The organism is Pseudomonas abyssi, from assembly GCF_002307495.1.
Classification (GTDB): domain Bacteria; phylum Pseudomonadota; class Gammaproteobacteria; order Pseudomonadales; family Pseudomonadaceae; genus Halopseudomonas; species Halopseudomonas abyssi.
Map to the genome: position 1 here is coordinate 16828 of NZ_NTMR01000011.1, position 19591 is coordinate 36418.

Annotated in this window: 19 protein-coding genes; 9 read left to right on the forward strand and 10 right to left on the reverse strand. The window is 62.1% G+C overall.

Going from position 1 to position 19591, the window contains the following annotated elements; genetic code table 11:
- Positions 1 to 13 precede the first annotated feature (13 nt).
- The 4 genes from CNQ84_RS09205 (at position 14) to CNQ84_RS09220 (ending at position 2159) form a co-directional block, all read left to right on the forward strand.
- Positions 14 to 685: a DNA-3-methyladenine glycosylase I gene (locus CNQ84_RS09205; RefSeq protein WP_096004595.1), complete on the forward strand. Its 672-nt coding sequence runs from the start codon at positions 14 to 16 to the stop codon at positions 683 to 685.
- A gap of 113 nt (positions 686 to 798) precedes the next feature.
- Positions 799 to 1323, forward strand: a complete 525-nt coding sequence (locus CNQ84_RS09210; RefSeq protein WP_096004596.1) for a C40 family peptidase — start codon at positions 799 to 801, stop codon at positions 1321 to 1323.
- Positions 1324 to 1343: 20 nt separating this feature from the next.
- Positions 1344 to 1925, forward strand: a complete 582-nt coding sequence (locus CNQ84_RS09215; RefSeq protein WP_096004597.1) for a GNAT family N-acetyltransferase — start codon at positions 1344 to 1346, stop codon at positions 1923 to 1925.
- 3 nt (positions 1926 to 1928) lie between these two features.
- Positions 1929 to 2159, forward strand: a complete 231-nt coding sequence (locus CNQ84_RS09220) for a cysteine-rich CWC family protein (RefSeq protein ID WP_096004598.1) — start codon at positions 1929 to 1931, stop codon at positions 2157 to 2159.
- 1 nt (position 2160) lies between these two features.
- Here CNQ84_RS09220 and CNQ84_RS09225 read toward each other — a convergent pair whose 3' ends face one another.
- Positions 2161 to 2811, reverse strand: a complete 651-nt coding sequence (locus tag CNQ84_RS09225; RefSeq protein ID WP_217350081.1) for a class I SAM-dependent methyltransferase — start codon at positions 2809 to 2811, stop codon at positions 2161 to 2163.
- Positions 2808 to 3887 (reverse strand): patatin-like phospholipase family protein, encoded by a 1080-nt coding sequence (locus CNQ84_RS09230; protein ID WP_096004600.1) that lies wholly within the window; start codon positions 3885 to 3887, stop codon positions 2808 to 2810. Before CNQ84_RS09230 ends, CNQ84_RS09225 begins: the two co-directional genes overlap by 4 nt.
- Before the next feature lie 128 nt (positions 3888 to 4015).
- On the opposite strand from CNQ84_RS09230, the gene CNQ84_RS09235 reads away from it, so the two are divergent.
- Genes CNQ84_RS09235 through CNQ84_RS09250 form a run of 4 tightly spaced genes read left to right on the forward strand, consistent with a single transcriptional unit; the run spans position 4016 to position 6624 of the window.
- Entirely contained in the window at positions 4016 to 4327 is a 312-nt protein-coding gene (locus tag CNQ84_RS09235) for a PepSY domain-containing protein (protein ID WP_096004601.1), read from the forward strand.
- Positions 4293 to 4631, forward strand: coding sequence for a PepSY domain-containing protein (locus tag CNQ84_RS09240; protein WP_096004602.1), 339 nt, complete (start codon positions 4293 to 4295; stop codon positions 4629 to 4631). The genes CNQ84_RS09235 and CNQ84_RS09240 overlap by 35 nt, the downstream gene beginning before the upstream one ends.
- Positions 4631 to 5302: a response regulator transcription factor gene (locus tag CNQ84_RS09245; RefSeq protein ID WP_096004603.1), complete on the forward strand. Its 672-nt coding sequence runs from the start codon at positions 4631 to 4633 to the stop codon at positions 5300 to 5302. Before CNQ84_RS09240 ends, CNQ84_RS09245 begins: the two co-directional genes overlap by 1 nt.
- Entirely contained in the window at positions 5299 to 6624 is a 1326-nt protein-coding gene (locus CNQ84_RS09250; RefSeq protein WP_133065886.1) for a sensor histidine kinase, read from the forward strand. Before CNQ84_RS09245 ends, CNQ84_RS09250 begins: the two co-directional genes overlap by 4 nt.
- A 7-nt stretch (positions 6625 to 6631) precedes the next feature.
- Here CNQ84_RS09250 and CNQ84_RS09255 read toward each other — a convergent pair whose 3' ends face one another.
- A complete protein-coding gene (locus CNQ84_RS09255) occupies positions 6632 to 7795 on the reverse strand; it encodes an EAL domain-containing protein (RefSeq protein ID WP_096004605.1) in 1164 nt (387 codons plus the stop codon).
- 392 nt (positions 7796 to 8187) lie between these two features.
- On the opposite strand from CNQ84_RS09255, the gene CNQ84_RS09260 reads away from it, so the two are divergent.
- Entirely contained in the window at positions 8188 to 9396 is a 1209-nt protein-coding gene (locus CNQ84_RS09260; protein WP_096004606.1) for an ammonium transporter, read from the forward strand.
- A 132-nt stretch (positions 9397 to 9528) separates the two neighbouring features.
- Here CNQ84_RS09260 and fabI read toward each other — a convergent pair whose 3' ends face one another.
- The 7 genes from fabI to CNQ84_RS09295 form a co-directional block, all read right to left on the reverse strand.
- Positions 9529 to 10323: an enoyl-ACP reductase FabI gene (gene fabI, locus CNQ84_RS09265; protein ID WP_096004607.1), complete on the reverse strand. Its 795-nt coding sequence runs from the start codon at positions 10321 to 10323 to the stop codon at positions 9529 to 9531.
- 13 nt (positions 10324 to 10336) lie between these two features.
- Positions 10337 to 11971, reverse strand: coding sequence for an ABC transporter ATP-binding protein (locus CNQ84_RS09270; protein WP_096004608.1), 1635 nt, complete (start codon positions 11969 to 11971; stop codon positions 10337 to 10339).
- Position 11972: 1 nt separating this feature from the next.
- Entirely contained in the window at positions 11973 to 13004 is a 1032-nt protein-coding gene (locus tag CNQ84_RS09275; protein ID WP_096004609.1) for an ABC transporter permease, read from the reverse strand.
- Between the two features lie 3 nt (positions 13005 to 13007).
- Positions 13008 to 14081, reverse strand: a complete 1074-nt coding sequence (locus CNQ84_RS09280) for a microcin C ABC transporter permease YejB (RefSeq protein ID WP_083728983.1) — start codon at positions 14079 to 14081, stop codon at positions 13008 to 13010.
- 2 nt (positions 14082 to 14083) lie between these two features.
- On the reverse strand, positions 14084 to 15961 hold the full coding sequence (locus tag CNQ84_RS09285) for an extracellular solute-binding protein (RefSeq protein WP_096004610.1): 1878 nt from the start codon (positions 15959 to 15961) through the stop codon (positions 14084 to 14086).
- 17 nt (positions 15962 to 15978) lie between these two features.
- Positions 15979 to 17811, reverse strand: coding sequence for an extracellular solute-binding protein (locus tag CNQ84_RS09290; RefSeq protein ID WP_235827215.1), 1833 nt, complete (start codon positions 17809 to 17811; stop codon positions 15979 to 15981).
- A 218-nt stretch (positions 17812 to 18029) separates the two neighbouring features.
- Positions 18030 to 19553 carry a LysM peptidoglycan-binding domain-containing protein gene (locus tag CNQ84_RS09295; RefSeq protein WP_245841306.1) on the reverse strand — a complete coding sequence of 508 codons (1524 nt, stop codon included), beginning with the start codon at positions 19551 to 19553 and terminating at the stop codon, positions 18030 to 18032.
- Positions 19554 to 19591: the final 38 nt, after the last annotated feature.

Genomic DNA, 19591 nt, shown 5'->3' on the forward strand with positions numbered 1-19591 from the left:
GCGGGAGCTGTCGATGCAGGACTACCGCTGGCTGCATGAGTACTGCCTGAATCGCTTTGGCTCGGCGCAGGCGCTGGAAGCGCTTTTGCCCCAGCCGCGAACCGCAGATGAGCTGCGTGCCATTGCTGATGATCGCTATCTGTCGACCATCGCTTTGCGGGTATTTCGTGCGGGGCTCAGACATAGTCTGGTGGATGCCAAATGGCCGGCCTTTGAAGAGGCCTTCTTTGGGTTTGCCCCGGAGAAAGTCGTACTGATGAGCGCCGAGCACATCGAGCGGCTGATGCAGAACACTCGCCTGATTCGCCATCTTGGCAAGTTGCGCAGCGTGCCGCGCAATGCCCAGCTGGTGCTGGATATCCGCGCCGAGTACGGCAGTATGGGCAACCTGATCGCTGACTGGCCGGAGGACGATATCGCCGGGCTCTGGCGTTTGCTGGCCAAGCGGGGCGCGCAGCTGGGCGGTCAATCGGCACCGCGCCTGTTGCGCATGCTGGGCAAGGACACCTGGGCTCCCAGTGAGGATGTGGTGGCCGCGCTGAAGGCACAGGGCATCATCGACAAGATGCCGACCAGCCAGCGTGACCAGGCCGCCGCGCAGGCGGCTTTCAATCAGTGGCGCGCGGACAGCGGACGGCCGTTATGTCAGCTCTCTGCGATGCTGGCGTTTACCGTGAACCATTGATCAGAAAAAGGCAGCTGATCTGTGGCTTGGCGCGGCAAGTTAAAGTAAATTCTTGACCTTGGGCGCTTGAGCGTCCATTTTTTAATCAAACCCCTCGGGCTGGAGGTTGCCGGATGCGGCACAGTGCGCTGTTGATCCTGTTTCTGACCGCTGTTTTGGCAGGCTGCTCCAGTGCGCCCAAAAACCCTCCCGTTGCGGTGTCTGCACCGGCGCGCACCTTGCCCTCGGTGACCCCCTCCGACTCCTCTCAGATTCTTGGCAATGACGTGGTCTTTCAGGCTTTCAGTCTGGTGGGCACCCCGTATCGCTGGGGCGGCACCTCGCCCGAGACCGGTTTTGACTGCAGTGGCTTGATTCAGTACGTCTACCGCGAAGCGGCCGGCATGAGCCTGCCGCGCACCACCTCCGATCTGTATAACCTCAACGTGGCTCGCCCCGCCGAGAGCGCGCTGGCGCCGGGTGACCTGGTGCTCTTTGCCATGAACGGCGGACGCGTCAACCACGCCGGCATCTATATTGGTGAGGGGCGCTTTCTGCATGCGCCCAGCACGGGCGGCGTGGTGCGCGTCGACGAGCTGGAGTCGTCGTTCTGGCAGCGTACCTTCAAGGGCGCACGCCGGGTGATCGGTAGCCACTGACCCGCTGCCAGGAGTCAAACATGTTTATCCAACCTGGGCCCCTGCGGGGCCAGCACGTATTGCTGGAGCCGCTGGCGCTGGAGCATACCGCTGCGCTGCAACGCGCCGTTGCCGATGGAGAAAGCTGGAAGCTCTGGTACGCCAGCGTGCCGACGCCTGACGCGATGCCTGAGTACGTTCAGCACGCGTTGCACGGTATGGAACAGGGCAACCTTGCCTATGCGGTGCGCAGCCTTGCCAGTGGGGAGATCGTTGGCTGCACGCGCTACTACGACGTAGATACCGCCAATCGCCGCGCCTTGATCGGCTATACCTGGTATGCCGATGCCGCTCGGCGAACGCCGATCAACAGCGAGAGCAAGCTGCTGCTGTTGCAGCATTTGTTTGAGGCCGCCGGTGCCATCGCGGTCGAATTTCGCACGCATTTCTTCAATCAGGCATCGCGGACGGCTATCGAGCGTTTAGGCGCCAAGCAGGATGGTGTGCTGCGCAGCCACCAGATTCTGCCCGATGGCTCGATTCGCGACACTGTGGTGTACTCCATCGTTGCCAGCGAGTGGCCGGCGGTGAAGAACAACCTGCTGAGCCGTCTGGCAGGCTGACAGGTGCAACTGGCGCCTGCGGGTAGTGATGCGGCCCGTTGTCCTTTCTGCGCGGGTGCCAATGCCTGCGCTGCCGAGACGGGGAGCTGCTGGTGCTTTGACCTGTCCGTTCCTGAGGCTCTGCTGGCGCTGGTGCCGACAGAGCAGCGTCATCGCGCCTGTATCTGCCAGCACTGTGTGCGCGCCTTTACCAGTGACCCTAACGGCTTTGCAGAGCGCTATCGCCTGCGCTGAATCAGCGCTTGCGCAGTAACACGACATCCGCCCCCACTATCTCCAGCTCGGCCTGCCAGTGTTGCGCCAGCCAGTGAAAGCTGTGTTCGCTGAAAAAGCTGATATGGGTCGGGTCGCTCTTGTAGTGCCAGGTGCTGAAGGCCTCCGGGCTGGTTACCCGCTTGGTCATCAGCCCGAGCCAGCCGTCAGTCTTGAGGCAACGCCAGAGTTGCTCCAGCACCGCAAGCGGCGCAGCCAGATGCTCCACTACCTCGGTTGCGGTGATGAAGTCCCATTGCTGTTCAAGCGCGGCCGGGTTGGGGTGGTAGTAGAGGTCGTGCAGGGTCACCTGATGCCCGTGCTCACGCAGCATCAACGCGAGGGCCGGGCCGGGGCCACAGCCAAAGTCGAGACCGCAGCTGGCTGGCGGCAGGCGCTGCAGCAGTGGCTCAGCCAGACGTGAGAGAAAACGCCGATAGCCCGCGTCATCGGGGTGGTTCTCGTGGCGGTCGTACTCGGCCTTTTCCTGCGCGGCGGTCAGGTGCCATTGCGCCGGTACGTGCACCATCAGGCACTGTTCGCACTGCCAGTAGCCGCGCTTGCGGTCACTGAGCATCCAGTGGGAGGGCGAGCTGCAGAGCGGGCAGGGCAGGGCCTGGTGCTGCGCAGTCACAGTGGCTTGATACGGTCTATCAGTTGTCCGGAGTCGGCCAGCTCCAGGAATTCGTCGCCCATGCGCTGGCTTTCGCTCATTGCCTTGCGCCAGTACTTCTCGCGGCCATCGTTGTCGTACACGTAGCGATTGAAGTCCTTGCGATCCGGTAGCTTGCGATGCGGCAGGCGCTCCAGGTACTCGGGCGAGGGCGCCAGCAGCAGCACGTCGCGCAGTTGCTGGGCGTTGTGCTTGCGCCACGGCATGCTCTTGTCGAACCAGCCGGGAATCACGCGATCGATGAAGTGCGGATAGAGAATGACCCCGGGCGCGGTGTAGGGCAGGTCGAGGTGATAGTCGAGCAGGCCGCCATCGCGGTACACACCGGGCTCGGCGCCAGGTATGTCGCGGACCGCCTCCATCACCATCGGAATGGAGCCGGAGGCGAGCAGCGCCGAGCGCAGGTTTTCGGCTGTCAGTTCGACATGGGCGCTGGTGAAATCGCGCAGCTCTTCCAGCGCGGGCAGTTGACGCGGGTCATGCAGGATCACGCGTTCAAAGAAGCGGCCGAGGTGCCGACGGCCCAGCAGATTGGCGCCAATGACGCCCCCCAGGCCGAGCGCCAGGCGCGTGCGCGAATCGTCGCGCAGCAGGCCGCGGCTCTTCACTACGACGATGTTCAGACGGTAGTGCGGATTGCTGAGAATGGCATCAAACTGCGCCTGCAGCAGCTCGTCGATCATCTGGCCGCAGGCAGCGCTGATGGTCTGAATGGTCACGCCCTTGGGGAAGCGCATGGCGGTGTACAATTCGCCGAGCTGACGCAGCGTGTGCACAGGGTCTGGCATGCAGGCGCTGGCGAAGCGCCAACTGCCGATGGAGGCGCCGATCAGGCTGCGGGGTTGCGGCGCGCGCGGCAGCCATTCGCCGAACAGCGCCAGGTCCAGTCCCTGAATGCCCAGTGCCTTGGGGCCACCGGCGGCGCCGGGAATCATATGTACATCGGCCGGCTGCAGGCCGTTTTCGCGGATGTGCTGAAGGGCGCGCTGCCCTGCGCGGAGCGTCAACGCCGGTGTTTTAACCTGTATCGCTGTCATGCTGAGCGGGTTCCCTGTGGCTGCGCGCCCGATTTTAAGGTTGGTTTCAGCTGGTGGCTATAGTCTGTACTTGTCAGAAGGCGGTACCGAACGGTTCGGCATCGCTCCACATAAAAGAGGAAACGACTATGTACAAGCAACTTGTTTCGCTGTCTTGCGCCGCCATCCTGGGTCTGGGCAGTGCTGCCGTGCTGGCAGACGACGATGTACGCATGGATGAGGTCCCCGGTCTGGTTGAGCAGGGTACCATTCAGTCCCTGGAAAGCCTGAACGAAAAGGCGCTCTCGGTGCAACCTGGCACCATCACCGATACCGATCTGGACAAGCATTATGGCCGCTATGTCTACGAAGTTGAAATTCGCGATGCCCAAGGGCAGGAGTGGGACCTCGACCTGGATGCGAGCAATGGCGACGTTCTGGAACACCGCCGCGACGATTGATCCGCGGCGCATCAGCCGCCCGCTGGTATGGGCGCTGGTGCTGATTCCACTGAGTGTCAGCGCGCGCGACCTGAGTCAGGACGAGGCGCTGACGCTGACCGAGCAGGGGCACATTGTGCCCCTGCAGGTGCTTGTGGATGACGCCCTGGAGCGATTCCCGGGCCGCCTGCTGGAAGCCGAGCTGGAACTTGATGACGGCATCTACATCTATGAGATCGAGGTGGTGACCCACTCGCGGCGGGTCATGGAACTGGAATACGACGCGACCACTGGCGATCTGCTGGACGTAGAAGAGGACGATTGATGCGGCTGTTACTGGTTGAGGATAACGTGGCGCTGGCCGACAGCCTGCTGGCCGTACTCAAGCGTGCGGGCTACGCAGTGGATTGGCGCGCTGATGGACGCGATGCGCTGCTGCTCGGTGAGCAGGAACCCTACGACCTGGCCATTCTTGACCTCGGCCTGCCGGGCATGGATGGCCTGGAGATCCTGCGCACTTGGCGTTCTGCCGGCAGCTCGCTGCCGGTGCTGATCCTCACGGCTCGTAGCCGCTGGACCGAGCGCGTTGAGGGGTTGCAGGCCGGTGCCGATGATTACCTGACCAAGCCATTTCACAATGAGGAGTTGCTCCTGCGCGTGCAGGCACTGCTGCGTCGTGCCCATGGCCGCGAGCCGCAAACCCTGCTCAGCGCTGCTGGCCTGCAACTGGATGAAGCGCAGCAGCAGGTGGTGCGCGACGGGCAGGCGCCGGTCAGCCTGTCGGCGAGCGAGTTCAAGCTGCTGCGCTACTTTATGCTCAACCCGGGCAAGGTGCTATCCAAGACCCGGTTGGCAGAGCACCTCTACGATTATGAAGACGAGCGCGACTCCAACGTCATTGAGGTACTGATCAACCACCTGCGCCGTAAACTGGGCCGTGAGGCGATTGAAACGCGCCGTGGTCAGGGTTATGTGCTGGTGGGGGCGGATGCGTGATATCCATCAGCCGCCGTTTGACGCTGAGTCTGGTACCGCTGCTGCTGGTCAGCGTGTTGCTGATTGTGCAGGGCGGTGTCTGGTTGTATGACCAGGCGCAGCGCGACTACCTGACCCAACTGCTGCAACGTGAAGCCGACAGTATGCTGGCTGCGCTGACCCGGGGCAGCGACGGTCTGTTTCTGGACATGGATAAGGTTGACCCTGACTATCGACGCCCCTACTCGGGGCGTTATTTCGTTGTGCAGGGAGCCGAAAAATGGCGCTCGCGCTCGCTCTGGGATCACCGTTTACCGCTGCCGGGCGACGGCCTGCAGGCTGAATTGCTGCCCGGGCCGGATGGTCAGGAGCTGCTGGTCTGGTCCGGTGAGTACCTTAAGGGCGGCGAGCGTCTGACCATCAGTGTGGCCATCGACTATCAGCCGTTGCTGGGTGAGTTTCGCCAGGCCAGCTGGTGGCTTACCGGACTCGGGGTGCTGGTGGTGCTGCTAGCTGCGGCGTTGCAGCACTGGTTTCTGCGTCGTTCGCTAGGGCCGCTGCGCAGGGTGCAGGGCGAGTTGGCAGAGTGGCGCAGTGGGGAGCGTCTGCAGTTGAGCGAGCAGGTGCCGGAGGAGCTGGCGCCGCTGGTGGCTGAAATCAATCATCTGGGCCAGCAGATAGAGTCCGTGCTGGAGCGTGCGCGCAATAGCGCGGGTGATCTCGGGCATGCCTTGAAGACCCCGCTGGCGGTCATCGAGAGCCGTCTGGAGAGCTTGTCCGGGCAGCTGCCGCAGACCGATTGGCAGGAGCTGCAGGAGCAGGTGCAGAGCATCCGTACCCAACTGGAGCGCACACTGCAGCGTGCGCGTCTGGCACCGGATCAGGCGCGTGGGCAACGCTTTGCGCCGAGCACCGACCTCACCGCTTTGGTGCAGACGCTGCAGAGCCTGTATCCAAATGGCCCGCAGATTCAGCTGCAGGGGGAGTTGTCCATCAGTTGGCCCTTTGACCGGGAGGATCTGCTGGAGCTGCTGGGTAATCTGCTGGATAACGCCTGCAAATGGGCGCGCGCCGAGGTACGTATTGCCTGGCAGCTGCGTGCCGACCAGCTGGATCTGGAGGTGGCAGACGACGGCCCCGGTATCGCGAAGGCTGAGCGTGAGCAAGTGCTTGGGCGGGGCGCGCGCCTTGACCAGCAGGCCCCCGGGCATGGGCTGGGCCTGGCGATCGTACGGGATATGGTAGCCACCTATCAGGGCACGCTGGCGCTGGAGCAGGCCCCGGAAGGCGGGCTGCTGGTGCGTATCAGCGTGCCACTGCAGCGCCGCCGGGGCGGCGCCTGAGCAAGCGTCAGAGTGCGGAGGCGTCGATATCGACCAGCAGCAGGTGGCGGCTGTCGTCGATGAACAGTCCGGACGTCATGCAGTACTGGTTAGTGGTAGCGTCGCGGTAGCGGTTGGACAGGATCACGCGGCTGTCTTCGCCGGCCTCGGCCAGAATCTGATAGAAATACGGCCGCCAGGACCAGTTGTGGTCCAGGTAGCGAGGGTCGGTCTGCCAGGTGCCGTCGCGCCAGTCAAAGTTGGGGGAGATCTGCGTGCCCTCGGCATCACACAAAAAGCAGCGCAGCAGCCACGGATAGTTGCGCGGGTCGGGCAGCCGCGTCGCTTGAGCGCCCTGTTGCAGCCATTGACGCAGTTCGGCAAACAGCTCTGCCAGCGAGCGGCGCAGGTGGGCCAGCTTTTCGCGCTCGGCCAGCTTGGCGTGCACGTAGTGATCGCGCATCCGCGAGAACTGCTGCTGCACGGCTTCGCTAGGCAGAAAGTTCTCGGCCGGCTGGCCAAACAGGTAGCCCTGCACGTAACGGGCGCCGCACTCCAGCGCAAAGTGCAGTTCCTGCTCGGTCTCCACGCCTTCGGCGATGATCCAGCACCCGCTTTTTTCCGCCATCAATGCCAGTGCGCGCACAAAGTCGCCGCTGTTACCGTTGCCGGCGGCCGCCTGACGGAACAACTGGATATCCAGCTTGAGGATGTCCGGCTCCAGCGCCAGCACCCGGTCAAGCATGGAGTAGCCGGCACCGAAGTCGTCAATGGCGATGCGAATGCCAGCGGCGCGGTAGCGCTGCACGACTTCGCGCAGCTGCTCGATGCTGCCCTGCAGCTCGGTGATTTCAAACACCACCTGATCGCTGGCAATGCCCATTTCTTCAAGCAGTTGCAGACTGGGCAGCGGCTTGCCCGGTTGTAACTGGCTGATCCAGGCGGGCGAGATGTTCAGGCTGAGAAACCCCTCGGGCGTATCGCGGAAGCGCTCCAGCGCCTGTCGGCGGATGGCGCGGTCCAGCTCCAGCAGATCTTCCTGCGGCGTGGCCGGGTTGGTGAACAGCGGGCCGGCGCTGCGAACATGTCCTTCATCGTCGCGCAGGCGCGCCAGGGCCTCGTAGCCGGCAATGCGGCCAGTGGCGGTGTCGATCAAGGGCTGGAAGTAGGGCAGTGGCTGGCCTGTAAACACATCATTCTCCGGGGTCGGGACGTCGGGCGCTGACAGTATGCAAGATTATAGCCAAGCGGCTGGATGCTGCCGTGCCCAAGGACTTTGGGTCCGCGCAGGTGTCATCAAAGCGTCATTGTGCGCTTGCAGTGCACGATTTTGCGCTTTTGGTATGACGATTGCACTAATCAGGGGAGTTGCAAGCTTGATTACGCGCCAACATGGTGCCTTGCTGTTATGGGAAACAGCCAAGATTGCATCTAATGCTATGAAAAATAAATACAAATTAAACAAACCCTGAAAACCCGGCCGCAGCGACCTATTTTGCTGTCCGGGAGATATTGCACCAAATGTATGCAGCGCAAAGCGCTGTGCACGCATGGGGTGCACATTGTTTGCAAGAGGCTGCTTGAATGGAAAACCTGCACAGCGCTGTTGAAACCCTGGTTCACGGTGCAAACACCCTGTTTATTCTGATGGGTGCGATCATGGTTCTGGCCATGCACGCCGGCTTTGCCTTTCTTGAGGTGGGTACGGTGCGGCAGAAGAACCAGGTCAACGCGCTGTCAAAGATCATCAGCGACTTTGCCATCTCCTGCCTGGCGTATTTCTTCATTGGTTACTGGATCGCCTACGGCGCAACCTTTTTCACCGACGCGGCCACGCTGTCGCAGAACAACGGCTATGCCCTGGTCAAATTCTTCTTTCTGATGACCTTTGCCGCAGCGATTCCGGCCATCATCTCCGGCGGTATCGCCGAGCGCGCCAAGTTTGCTCCGCAGCTGTGTGCATCGCTGCTGATTGTCGGCGTGGTCTATCCGTTCTTCGAAGGCATCGTCTGGAATGGCAACTACGGCTTCCAGGGCTGGCTTGAAGCGACCTTTGGTGCCGGTTTCCATGACTTTGCCGGCTCAGTCGTTGTGCACGCGGTAGGGGGCTGGATTGCCCTGGGCGCGGTGCTGCTGCTGGGCGCGCGTAACGGCCGCTATCGCGGTGGCCACGTGGTTGCGATGCCGCCCTCCAATATCCCGTTTCTGGCGCTGGGTGCGTGGATTCTGACCATCGGCTGGTTTGGCTTCAACGTGATGTCGGCGCAGACGCTGGAGGGTATCAGCGGTCTGGTGGCGGTGAATTCGCTGATGGCAATGGTCGGCGGCACCCTGGTGGCGCTGCTGGTTGGCCGTGCTGACCCGGGCTTTATTCACAACGGTCCGCTGGCGGGGCTGGTGGCGGTGTGCGCAGGCTCGGACCTGATGCATCCGCTGGGCGCGCTGGCCACCGGTGCGGTTGCCGGCGGACTGTTCGTCTGGACCTTCATCCTGACCCAGAATCGCTTCAAGATCGATGACGTGCTGGGTGTCTGGCCGCTGCATGGTCTGTGCGGTGTGTGGGGTGGTCTGGCGGCCGGTATCTTTGGCACCGAAGCGCTGGGCGGTCTGGGCGGCGTCAGCTTTATATCGCAGCTGATTGGCTCGCTGGCTGGTGTGGTGGTTGCCTTTATTGGCGGTCTGCTGGTCTACGGCGTGATCAAGTCGGTGGCCGGCCTGCGTCTGAGCGAAGAAGAGGAATACCAGGGCGCCGACCTGTCGATCCACAAGATCGGGGCGACCTCGGAAGACTGAATGCGCGATACCGTTGTAGGGCGGGCAAAGCGAAGCGTGTCCGCCATCGGCGCCACGCGATACCGGCGGCATAAAACATAAAAAAACCGGGCTGAGTCGCCCGGTTTTTTTATGTCCGAAAACAGCCGCGGCTTAGTCTTCCAGGCCACCCATGGCGGTGATGTTGAAACCACCGTCAACGTAGGTGATTTCACCGGACATGCCGGAGGCCAGGTCGGAGCAGAGGAAGGCGCCGACGTTGCCGACTTCTTCGATGGTGACGTTGCGACGCAGCGGGGTTTGTGCGGCGTTGTGGGCCAGCATCTTGCGGAAGCTCTTGATGCCGGAGGCTGCCAGGGTGCGGATCGGGCCGGCAGAGATCGCGTTGACGCGGGTGCCTTCCGGACCCAGGCTGGTGGCCAGGTAGCGGACGCCGGCTTCCAGACTGGCCTTGGCCATGCCCATGACGTTGTAGTTCGGCATGGTGCGCTCGGCGCCCAGATAGGACAGCGTCAGCAGGCTGCCGTTGCGGCCTTTCATCATTTCGCGACCGGCCTTGGCCAGCGCGACAAAGCTGTAGGCACTGATGTCGTGGGCGATGCGGAAACCTTCACGGGTGGTGACTTCGGCAAAGTTGCCGTCCAGCTGGTCGCCCGGGGCAAAGCCGACGGAGTGCACGATGCAATCCAGGCCGTCCCACTTTTTCGCCAGCTCGACGAATACCTGCTCGATCTCGGCGTCATCGGCCACATCGCAGGGGAAGCACAGCTCAGGACCGGAGCCCCAGCCGGCAGCGAATTCTTCAACCCGGCCTTTCAGCTTTTCGTTCTGATAGGTGAAGGCCAGTTCGGCGCCCTCGCGGTGCATGGCCGCGGCAATGCCGGAGGCAATGGACAGTTTGCTGGCGACGCCAACGATGAGTACGCGCTTTCCGCTGAGAAATCCCATAGTGCTTTCCTGTTTAGTGCTTGGCCGTATCGGCCCTGTTATCGGTTTGCGGCAGGGCAAAGGCCGCTTCCAGCAACTGACGAGTATACGCGTGCTGCGGAGAAGCGAAGATGTCGCCTGCCGGTCCCTGTTCTACTACTTCGCCCTGGCGGATCACCATCAACTGATGGCTGAGAACCTTGACCACTGCCAGGTCGTGACTGATAAACAAATACGTCAGATTGTACTTCTGCTGCAAACTGCGCAGCAGCTCTACCACTTGCCCCTGTACCGTGCGATCCAGTGCCGACGTCGGCTCATCCAGCAGGATCAGCTTGGGCTTGAGCACCAGTGCCCGGGCAATCGAGATCCGTTGGCGCTGGCCGCCGGAAAACTCATGCGGATAGCGGTGCCGGGTCTCCGGATCCAGGCCGACTTCTTCCAGCGCCTGAATCACCATCTGTTCGCGCTCGGCCTCGGTGCCGATGCGGTGAATCTCCAGCCCTTCGCTGATGATCTGGCTGACTGACATGCGTGGGCTCAGACTGCCATAAGGGTCCTGAAACACCACTTGCAGCTCGCGCCGCAGCGGGCGTACCTCCTGCTGGCTAAGCCCGTCCAGACGCTTGCCGTCACATTCGATCAGGCCCTGACTGTCGATCAGCCGCAGGATCGCCATGCCCAGGGTGGTCTTGCCCGAGCCGCTCTCGCCAACAATACCCAGGGTCTGCCCGCGGGGCAGGCTGAAGCTGATGTCGGTGACGGCCTTGACGTGATCCACGGTACGTCGCAGTACGCCTTTCTTGATCGGAAACCAGATCCGCACCTGCTCCGCCCGCAGAATATCCTCTGCATTCGGATCGACTGCCACCGGCTCACCGCTCGGATCCGCCGCCAGCAGCTGACGGGTGTAGTCGTGCTGCGGGTTGCTGAACAGAGTAGCGCAATCGTTCTCTTCGACGACGTCTCCGCGGTACATGACACATACTCGGTGGGCAATTTTGCGGACCAGGTTCAGATCGTGGCTGATCAGCAGCATGGCCATGCCGAGTTTCTGCTGCAGTTCCTTGAGCAGCTCGAGGATCTTCAGCTGTACCGTGACATCCAGTGCAGTGGTCGGCTCGTCGGCGATCAGCAGTTCCGGTTCATTGGCCAGTGCCATGGCGATCATCACGCGCTGACGCTGGCCGCCGGACAGTTCATGGGGGTAGGCGCCCAGGCGCTTGCGCGGCTCCGGGATGCCGACCAGCTCCAACAGCTCCAGCGTGCGTGCACGCGCCCGCGCCTTGTTCAGCCCCTTGTGCAGGGCGAGCACCTCACCAATCTGCCGCTCTACACTGTGCAGCGGGTTGAGCGAGCTCATCGGCTCCTGAAAGATCATCGAGATGCGGTTGCCACGGACCTTGCGTAGTCGATTTTCGCCGGCCTTGAGCAAGTCGTCGCCGCGAAACTCGATGCTGCCGTTGGGGTGCGAGGCGATCGGATACGGCAGCAGACGCAGAATCGAGTGCGCGGTGACCGATTTGCCGGAGCCACTCTCGCCGACCAGGGCGAGGGTCTGTCCGGGCTGAATGTCAAAGCTGACATCCTTGACCGCCAGGACGCTGTCATCGCCCTGACGAAAGGCCACGCTGAGATTGCGGATGCTGATCAAAGGTTGTTCGCTCATCTCATTTCCTTGGGTCAAAGGCATCACGCAGCGCCTCGCCGATAAACACCAACAGGCTGAGCATCAGTGACAGTACGACAAAGGCGGTAATCCCCAGCCAGGGCGCCTGCAGGTTGCTCTTGCCCTGGGCGATCAGCTCGCCCAGCGAGGGCGCGCCGGGCGGCAGGCCAAAGCCGAGAAAGTCTAGCGAGGTCAGGGTGATGACGCCGCCGGTCAGAATGAACGGGAAGAAGGTCAGGGTAGCGACCATGGCGTTGGGCAGAATGTGCCTGAACATGATTACCTGGTTGCTGGCGCCGAGGGCGCGAGCGGCGCGCACGTACTCCAGATTGCGACCACGCAGGAATTCGGCACGCACCACATCCACCAGCGCCATCCAGGAGAACAGCAGCATGATGCCCAGCAGCCACCAGAAGTTGGGTTGCACGAAGCTGGCCAGAATGATCAGCAGGTAGAGCACTGGCAGGCCCGACCAGACCTCGATGAAACGCTGGCCGAACAGGTCGATGCGCCCGCCATAGAAGCCCTGCACTGCGCCGGCAATCACGCCGATGATCGAGCTGAAAATGGTCAGCGTCAGCGCAAACAGCACGGAGATGCGGAAGCCGTAGATCACCCGCGACATCACGTCCCTTGCCTGGTCATCGGTGCCCAGCCAGTTGTCCGCCGACGGCGGTGCGGGGGCGGGCACCTGCAGGTCGTAGTTGATGGTGTCGTAGTGATAGGGGATCGGCGGCCAGAGCATCCAGCCATCGCCGGCGTCGGTGATCAGCTCCTGCACGTAGGGGCTACGGTAGTCGGCTTCGATCGGAAACTCGCCGCCAAAAGCGGTTTCCGGATAGCGCTTGAACACCGGAAAGTACAGCTCGCCCTGATAGCCCACGGCCAGGGGCTTGTCGTTGGCAATCAGCTCGGCGCCCAGACTCAGTACAAACAGCACCATGAACAGGTGCAGCGACCACCAGCCACGGCGGTTGGCACGAAAGCGAGCAAAGCGGCGCTGATTGAGCGGGGACAGATTGAACAGGCGCATGGATCAACCCTCCCGGCTGCTGAAGTCGATGCGCGGATCGACCAGGGTGTAGGCGATATCGCCGATCAGTTTCACCACCAGGCCGACCAGGGTGAAGATGTAGAGGGTGCCGAACATGACCGGGTAGTCGCGGTTGATCGCCGCCTCAAAGCCGAGCAGGCCGAGGCCGTCGAGGGAGAAGATCACCTCGATCAGCAGCGAGCCGGTGAAGAAGATGCTGATCAGCGCCGAGGGGAAGCCGGCAATGATCAGCAGCATGGCGTTGCGGAACACGTGGCCATAGAGCACGCGGCGCTCGGACAGGCCCTTGGCGCGGGCGGTGACCACGTACTGCTTGCCGATTTCGTCGAGAAAGCAGTTCTTGGTCAGCATGGTCAGAGTGGCAAAGCTGCCCACGACCATGGCAAAGATCGGCAGCACCAGATGCCAGAAATAGTCGAGTATCTGCTCGCCGGTACTCATCTGCTCGAAGTTGTTGGAGGTCAGCCCGCGCAGCGGGAACCAGTCCAGATAGCTGCCGCCGGCGAACAATACGATCAGCAGGATCGCCAGCAAAAAGCCGGGGATGGCGTAGCCGACAATGATCAGCGAGCTGGTCCACACATCAAAGGCTGAGCCGTGCTTGATGGCCTTGCGAATGCCGAGCGGAATGGAAATCAGGTAGGTCAGCAGGGTGGTCCACAGCCCCAGCGAAATGGAGACGGGCATCTTCTCCAGAATCAGGTCGGTTACCTTGGCGTCGCGGAAGAAGCTGTCGCCAAAGTCGAACTGCAGGTAGCCCTTGATCATCAGCCAGAAGCGTTCATGGGCGGGCTTGTCGAAGCCGTACATGCGCTCGATCTCGGCAATGATGTCCGGGTCCAGTCCCTGCGCGCCACGGTAGTTGCCGCCGCTGGCAACTTCGCTGCCGCCACCACCGACCCGGCTGGTAGCGCTGCCCTCAAAGCCTTCAAGGTTGGCAATCATCTGCTCGACAGGGCCGCCAGGCGCCGCCTGGATGATCAGAAAGTTGATGAGCAGGATGCCAAACAGCGTCGGGATTATCAGCAGCAGGCGACGGATAATGTAGGCGAGCATGCTTATTCAGCCTCTGGCGCGGCATCGCCTGCGTTGTCTGCGGCTGCGGCTTGTGGTTCCGCCACTTGTTCCTGTTCGCTGCGCAGACGTTCATCCTTGGCGGGGTTTACCCACCAGGTGTAGAGCCCAAGGTCGTACTTCGGCGGTTGCTCCGGATGTCCGAACTTGTTCCAGTAGGCGGCGCGATAAACCTTGGTGTACCAGTTGGGTACGACCAGGTGCAGCGAGCGCAGCGCGCGGTCCAGGGCGTGGGTGTAGGTGACCAATGACTCGCGCGAGTCGGCTTGGATCAGGCCCTCAACCAGGGTGTCGATCGCCGGGTCTTTCAAGCCCATCAGGTTGCGACTGCCCGGGTTGTCTGCACTGGAGGAGTGCCAGTATTCGCGTTGCTCATTGCCCGGTGAATTTGACTGGCCAAAGCTGGTGACCACCATGTCGAAGTCGCGTGAACGCAGGCGGTTGATGTATTGCGATACATCGACGCGGCGCAGCTCCATGTTGATGCCGAGCGAGGCCAGGTTGCGCTTGAACGGCAGCAGCACGCGCTCAAACTCTGCCTGTACCAGCAGGAATTCAAATTGCAGGGGCTCGCCTTCGGCGTTGACCAGTTGATCGTCGACAATCTGCCAGCCTGCCTCCTGCAGCAGTGCATAGGCTTCGCGGCGCTGCTCACGAATAGTGCCGCTGCCATCGGTTTTGGGTGGCGTCCAGACCGGCCCGAAAACGCTGGCTGGCAACTGGTCGCGCAGCGGTTCAAGTAGTTCCAGTTCGTCAGCGTCAGGTTCGCCTTGGGCAGCCAGTTCAGAGTTGTCGAAGTAACTGGTGGTGCGAGTGTAGGCGCCATGGAACAGCTTGGCGTTCGACCATTCGAAATCGAACAGCAGTGCGATGGCCTGGCGCACCCGTGCGTCGGCAAAGTAGGGCTTGCGCATGTTGAAGACGAAGCCCTGCATACCCTGAGTGTTGTTGTTTGGAATCTCTTCCTTGATGATCCGGCCGGCCTCCAGTGCCGGGCTGCTGTAGCCGGTTGCCCAGTTTTTGGCGGCCATTTCCTGGTTGAAGTCGAACTGGCCGGCCTTGAAGGCCTCCAGCGTGACGTTGCCGTCGCGGTAGTAGTCGACGACGATCCGGTCGAAGTTGTAGAAGCCGCGCTGCACCGGCAGGTCTTTGGCCCAATAGTCTTTCACTCGCTCAAAACTGACACTGCGACCGGGGCGCACCTGACCAATCTGGTAGGGGCCGCTGCCTAGTGGCGCTTCCAGCGAGCCCTTACTGAAGTCGCGACCTTCCCAGTAGTGTTTGGGCAGTACCGGCAGTTGGCCCAGCACCAGCGGTAGCTCCCGGTTGCCGCTGTGTTTGAAGTGAAAGGTGACGCTGTGCGCATCGTCGGCGACGACCCTATCCACATCGTCGTAGTAGGCACGATAGAAGGGCGCGCCTTGCTCGATCAGGGTGTTGAAGGTGAACACAACGTCGTCGGCGGTGATCGCTTCGCCGTCATGAAAGCGTGCTTCGGGGCGGAGCTTGAATCTGACCCAGCTGCCGTCATCGGCCTTCTCGATGTTTTCGGCAACCAGCCCGTATTCGGTGAAGGGCTCGTCGAGTGAGTGGAACGTCAGGGTGTCGTAGATCAGGCCAAGTTGCTCGGCGGATGTGCCGCGGCTGATGTAGGGGTTGAGCGAGTCGAAACCGCCAAAGCCGGACAGTCTCAGTGTGCCGCCTTTGGGCGCGTCCGGATTGACGTAATCGAAGTGAGTGAAGTCGGCGGGGTACTTGGGTGCCTCATCATAGAGCGTAACGGCATGTTGTGGTGCGGCCTGCAGGGCGCCTGTGGCACTCATCAGCAGGGCCAGGCTGCAGGATTTCAACGAGAGTCGCATTCAGGTCCCTTATTCTTCTATTGTTGCGCCGGCGCCTGCCACCAGCTGCGGATCGACAGCGAGTAGGGCGGAATCTCCGGGGTGCGGAGCCAGCTGCGGTAGGCGATGCGGTGGTAGTCGATATACCAGTTCGGAATCGTATAGTGCTGCCACAGTAATACTCTGTCGAGGGCGCGTGCGGCGGCAACCTGCTCACTGCGGCTGCTGGCGGCGCCCAGGCGCTCGACCAGCTGGTCGACCACCGGGTTGTTGATGCCCGCATAGTTGCGGCTGCCTTTGACGTTGCGCTGGCTGGAGTGGAAATAACCAAACTGTTCCAGTCCCGGCGACAACCCTTGGGGCAGGGTGGTGAGGATCATGTCGTAGTCAAACTGATCCAGCCGTGCCTTGTACTGCGCCCGATCCACGGTGCGAATCTGCATGTCGATCCCCAGGCGCGCAAGGTTTGCGCGATAGGGTTGCAGGATGCGTTCCAGGCTTGAGTTGACGAGCAAGACTTCAAAGCTCAGTGGCTCGCCGTCATCGTTTTCCAGGCGCCCGCGGCGCAGTTCCCAGCCCGCTTCGGCAAACAACTCCACGGCCTCGCGCAGGGTGTCGCGTGGGATTCCCCGGCCATCGGTCTCAGGTAGACTGAATGGCTCAAGAAAGAGTTCCGAGGGCAGTTGATCGCGAAACGGCGAGAGGTAAAGAAACTCTTGTCCGGCCGGAATGCCGGTGGCGCTGAAGGGGCTGTTCGGGTAGTAGCTCAGCGAGCGCTGATAGGCATCGTAGAACAGCACCCGGTTGGACCATTCAAAGTCGAACAGCATGCCCAAAGCCTTGCGCAGGGCCAGGCTGTCGAAGGGCGTGCGGCGGGTATTGAAGAACATGGCCTGGGTGGGGCTGGGGATTTCATGCGGCACGGCGCGCTTGATTACCTCGCCATTGGTCACCGCAGGGAAGGCGTAGGCGTTGGCCCAGTTGCTGGCTTTGTGGTCGATGTAAATGTCGAATTCGCCGGCTTTGAAGGCCTCAAAGGCGACGCTGTTGTCGCGATAGAACTCCACTTCCATACGGTCGAGGTTGTACTTGCCGCGGTTGATCGGCAGGTCGCGTCCCCAGTAGTCCTCCACGCGCTGAAAGCTGATGCGCCGGCCCGGGTCCACACTGCTGACCCGGTACGGGCCGCTGTTCAGGCCGGCCTGGAAGGTGGTGCTGGCAAAGTCGCGCCCCTGCCAGTAATGCGCTGGCAGCACCGGCAGTTCGCCCAGGCGCAATATCAGCAGCGAGTTGCCGGGGCGGTTGAAGACAAAACGGATACGTCGTTCACCCAGAATGTCGATGCGGCTGACGTCCTGCAGCACCGAGCGATAGTTGGGGTGCCCCTGTTCCTTCAGCAATCGGTAGGAAAAGGCGACGTCCTCGGCGGTAATCGGCTCGCCGTCGTGAAAGCGCGCTTCTGGCCGCAGGTTGAATACGACCCAGCTGCGGTTGTCGGCAAACTCCAGGCTTTCGGCAATCAGGCCGTAGGCCGAGTACGGCTCGTCACCGGAGGGGTCGTAGACGCCGCTGCCCACCATCAGCGGCTCGTTCAGCTCGCTGATGCCAAATTGGCCAAAGTCGCCGGTGTTGATCGGGCTGGTGCCCTTGAGGGTGTACGGGTTGAGCGTGTCGAAGGTGCCGCTGCCCATGACCCGCAGGGTACCGCCCTTGGGCGCGTCAGGGTTGACGTAGTCCAGATGCTCGAAGTTGGCGGGGTACTTGGGTTGGCCGTAGAGCGAGTAACCATGCTGGCGGTAGAGGGTCGCCCAGGCGGGTTGGGTGAGGGTAAACAGCAGCGCCAGGCACAGCATTCGAGACAGCAGGGGCATGACTTTTCGCACGATAAGGTGGCCGATGGCTGACGGCATTGCCCGGGCTGCACGTCGAGTGACAGCTGGTGTCGGCGCGCCGTCAGCGATGGTGCCAACGCTACCATTGTGCGACGCCGGGCGGAAGCCCGGCACCGTGTTTAGGGAAACACTGATTAACTCGGCCGGTCCTCCGGCCCGAGCGCCCCGCAGGGCGAGCGCAGTTGTTCAGCGCTTGCTTAGCGCACGAACAGAGTGAGTTGCTGACCCGGTTGCAGGTAGCGACCCAGCTGGTTCCAGTCGCGGATCTTGTCGACATCCACATTGAAGCGTTGGGCGATGGTGTACAGCGAGTCACCGGAACGCACGGTGTAGGCCACACGGCGCGTATCGCCATCAGCGCTGGTGCCAGCAGTCTGCAGTACCAGGGTGTCACCAACAGTCAGGCCGTTGCTACTGAGGTTGTTGTCGCGCTTGATGCGGTTGACCGTGGTGCCGTGGGCGCGGGCAATGGTCCAGAGGTTGTCGCCGGGCTGGATGCGGTAGCGCAGCGAGTCGGCGCCAGCCAGCGTGTTGGTAGCCGGCGCGGCGGGGCTGCCGGCCAGTTGCGGCAGCATCAGCGTCTGACCCACGCGCAGCAGGCTGCCGTTGATGTCGTTGACGTCGCGAATCACGCTGACGCTCAGCTGGTGACGTTGGGCGATCTGGGACAGGGTGTCGCCGCGGCGTACCCGGTAGTGCTGGTAGTTGACGCGCTCGTTGGCTGGCAGGCTGGCCAGCGCGGCGGTGAACTGTTCCACATGATCGACCGGAATGAGCAACTGGTACTCGCCGTTTGGTGCGGTCACGCGTTGATTGAAGGCCGGGTTCAGGCTGAGCAGCTCGTCGGTGGACAGGTCGGCCAGTTCGGCGACCTTGTGCAGGTCGATCTGCTGATCAATGGCCACGCCAGCGAAGTAGGGCTCGTTGGCCAGGCTGGGCAGCACGGTGCCGTAGGCGGTTGGGCTGTCGACGATCTGAGCCAGGGCCAGCAGTTTGGGCACATAATTCATGGTTTCGCGCGGCAGCTGCAGGTTCCAGTAATCGGTCGGCAGGCCGAGGGCTTCATTGCGCTTGATGGCACGGCCAACGCAGCCTTCGCCGCAGTTGTAGGCCGCCAGGGCCAGCAGCCAGTCGCCATCGAAGTAGCCGTTGAGCAGCGTCAGGTAGTCAAGGGCGGCGGCGGTGGATGCGGTAATGTCGCGGCGACCGTCGTACCACCAATCCTGACGCAGCGAGAAGTTGCGCCCGGTAGAGGGGATGAACTGCCACAGGCCGGCGGCCTGGGCACTGGAGATCGCCTGCGGGTTGTAGGCGCTCTCGATAAACGGCAACAGGGCCAGTTCCAGCGGCATCTGGCGCTCGTCCAGTTGCTCAACCACGTAGTAGAGGTAGCGTTGGGCGCGTGCAGAGGTCAGCTCGAAATAGCGAGTCTGGCTGGCAAACACGATACGTTGCTGGTCGATGCGCGGGTTGTCGATAGAGGCCGGATCGAGGGTGAAGCCGGCGCGAATGCGGCCCCACAGGGTGTGCGGTTTGCTGGCTTGGGGAATCGGTTCGAGAACGGAGGGGGGGACAACGGGAGCGGGGAAAGGTGACGCGGCGAGTGGCTCGACGGGCTGTTCGAGCTGTCCCGTCTGCCGGTAGCCCTGGCTGTCGGTGGTTTGACAGCCACTGATCAGCAGCATCGCTCCGAGGGAGGCTGCTGACAGCAATTTGGGCAAGATGGCAGATTCCGTGATTCGCATGTAGGACCCCAAAA

Coding starts and splice junctions, on each gene's coding strand:
- CNQ84_RS09205 (WP_096004595.1), top strand. CDS start 14: ATGCAGGACTACCGCTGGCTGCATGAGTACTGCCTGAATCGCTTTGGC.
- CNQ84_RS09210 (WP_096004596.1), top strand. CDS start 799: ATGCGGCACAGTGCGCTGTTGATCCTGTTTCTGACCGCTGTTTTGGCA.
- CNQ84_RS09215 (WP_096004597.1), top strand. CDS start 1,344: ATGTTTATCCAACCTGGGCCCCTGCGGGGCCAGCACGTATTGCTGGAG.
- CNQ84_RS09230 (WP_096004600.1), bottom strand. CDS start 3,887: ATGACAGCGATACAGGTTAAAACACCGGCGTTGACGCTCCGCGCAGGG.
- CNQ84_RS09235 (WP_096004601.1), top strand. CDS start 4,016: ATGTACAAGCAACTTGTTTCGCTGTCTTGCGCCGCCATCCTGGGTCTG.
- CNQ84_RS09240 (WP_096004602.1), top strand. CDS start 4,293: ATGGCGACGTTCTGGAACACCGCCGCGACGATTGATCCGCGGCGCATC.
- CNQ84_RS09245 (WP_096004603.1), top strand. CDS start 4,631: ATGCGGCTGTTACTGGTTGAGGATAACGTGGCGCTGGCCGACAGCCTG.
- CNQ84_RS09260 (WP_096004606.1), top strand. CDS start 8,188: ATGGAAAACCTGCACAGCGCTGTTGAAACCCTGGTTCACGGTGCAAAC.
- fabI (WP_096004607.1), bottom strand. CDS start 10,323: ATGGGATTTCTCAGCGGAAAGCGCGTACTCATCGTTGGCGTCGCCAGC.
- CNQ84_RS09270 (WP_096004608.1), bottom strand. CDS start 11,971: ATGAGCGAACAACCTTTGATCAGCATCCGCAATCTCAGCGTGGCCTTT.
- CNQ84_RS09275 (WP_096004609.1), bottom strand. CDS start 13,004: ATGCGCCTGTTCAATCTGTCCCCGCTCAATCAGCGCCGCTTTGCTCGC.
- CNQ84_RS09280 (WP_083728983.1), bottom strand. CDS start 14,081: ATGCTCGCCTACATTATCCGTCGCCTGCTGCTGATAATCCCGACGCTG.
- CNQ84_RS09285 (WP_096004610.1), bottom strand. CDS start 15,961: ATGCGACTCTCGTTGAAATCCTGCAGCCTGGCCCTGCTGATGAGTGCC.
- CNQ84_RS09290 (WP_235827215.1), bottom strand. CDS start 17,811: ATGCCCCTGCTGTCTCGAATGCTGTGCCTGGCGCTGCTGTTTACCCTC.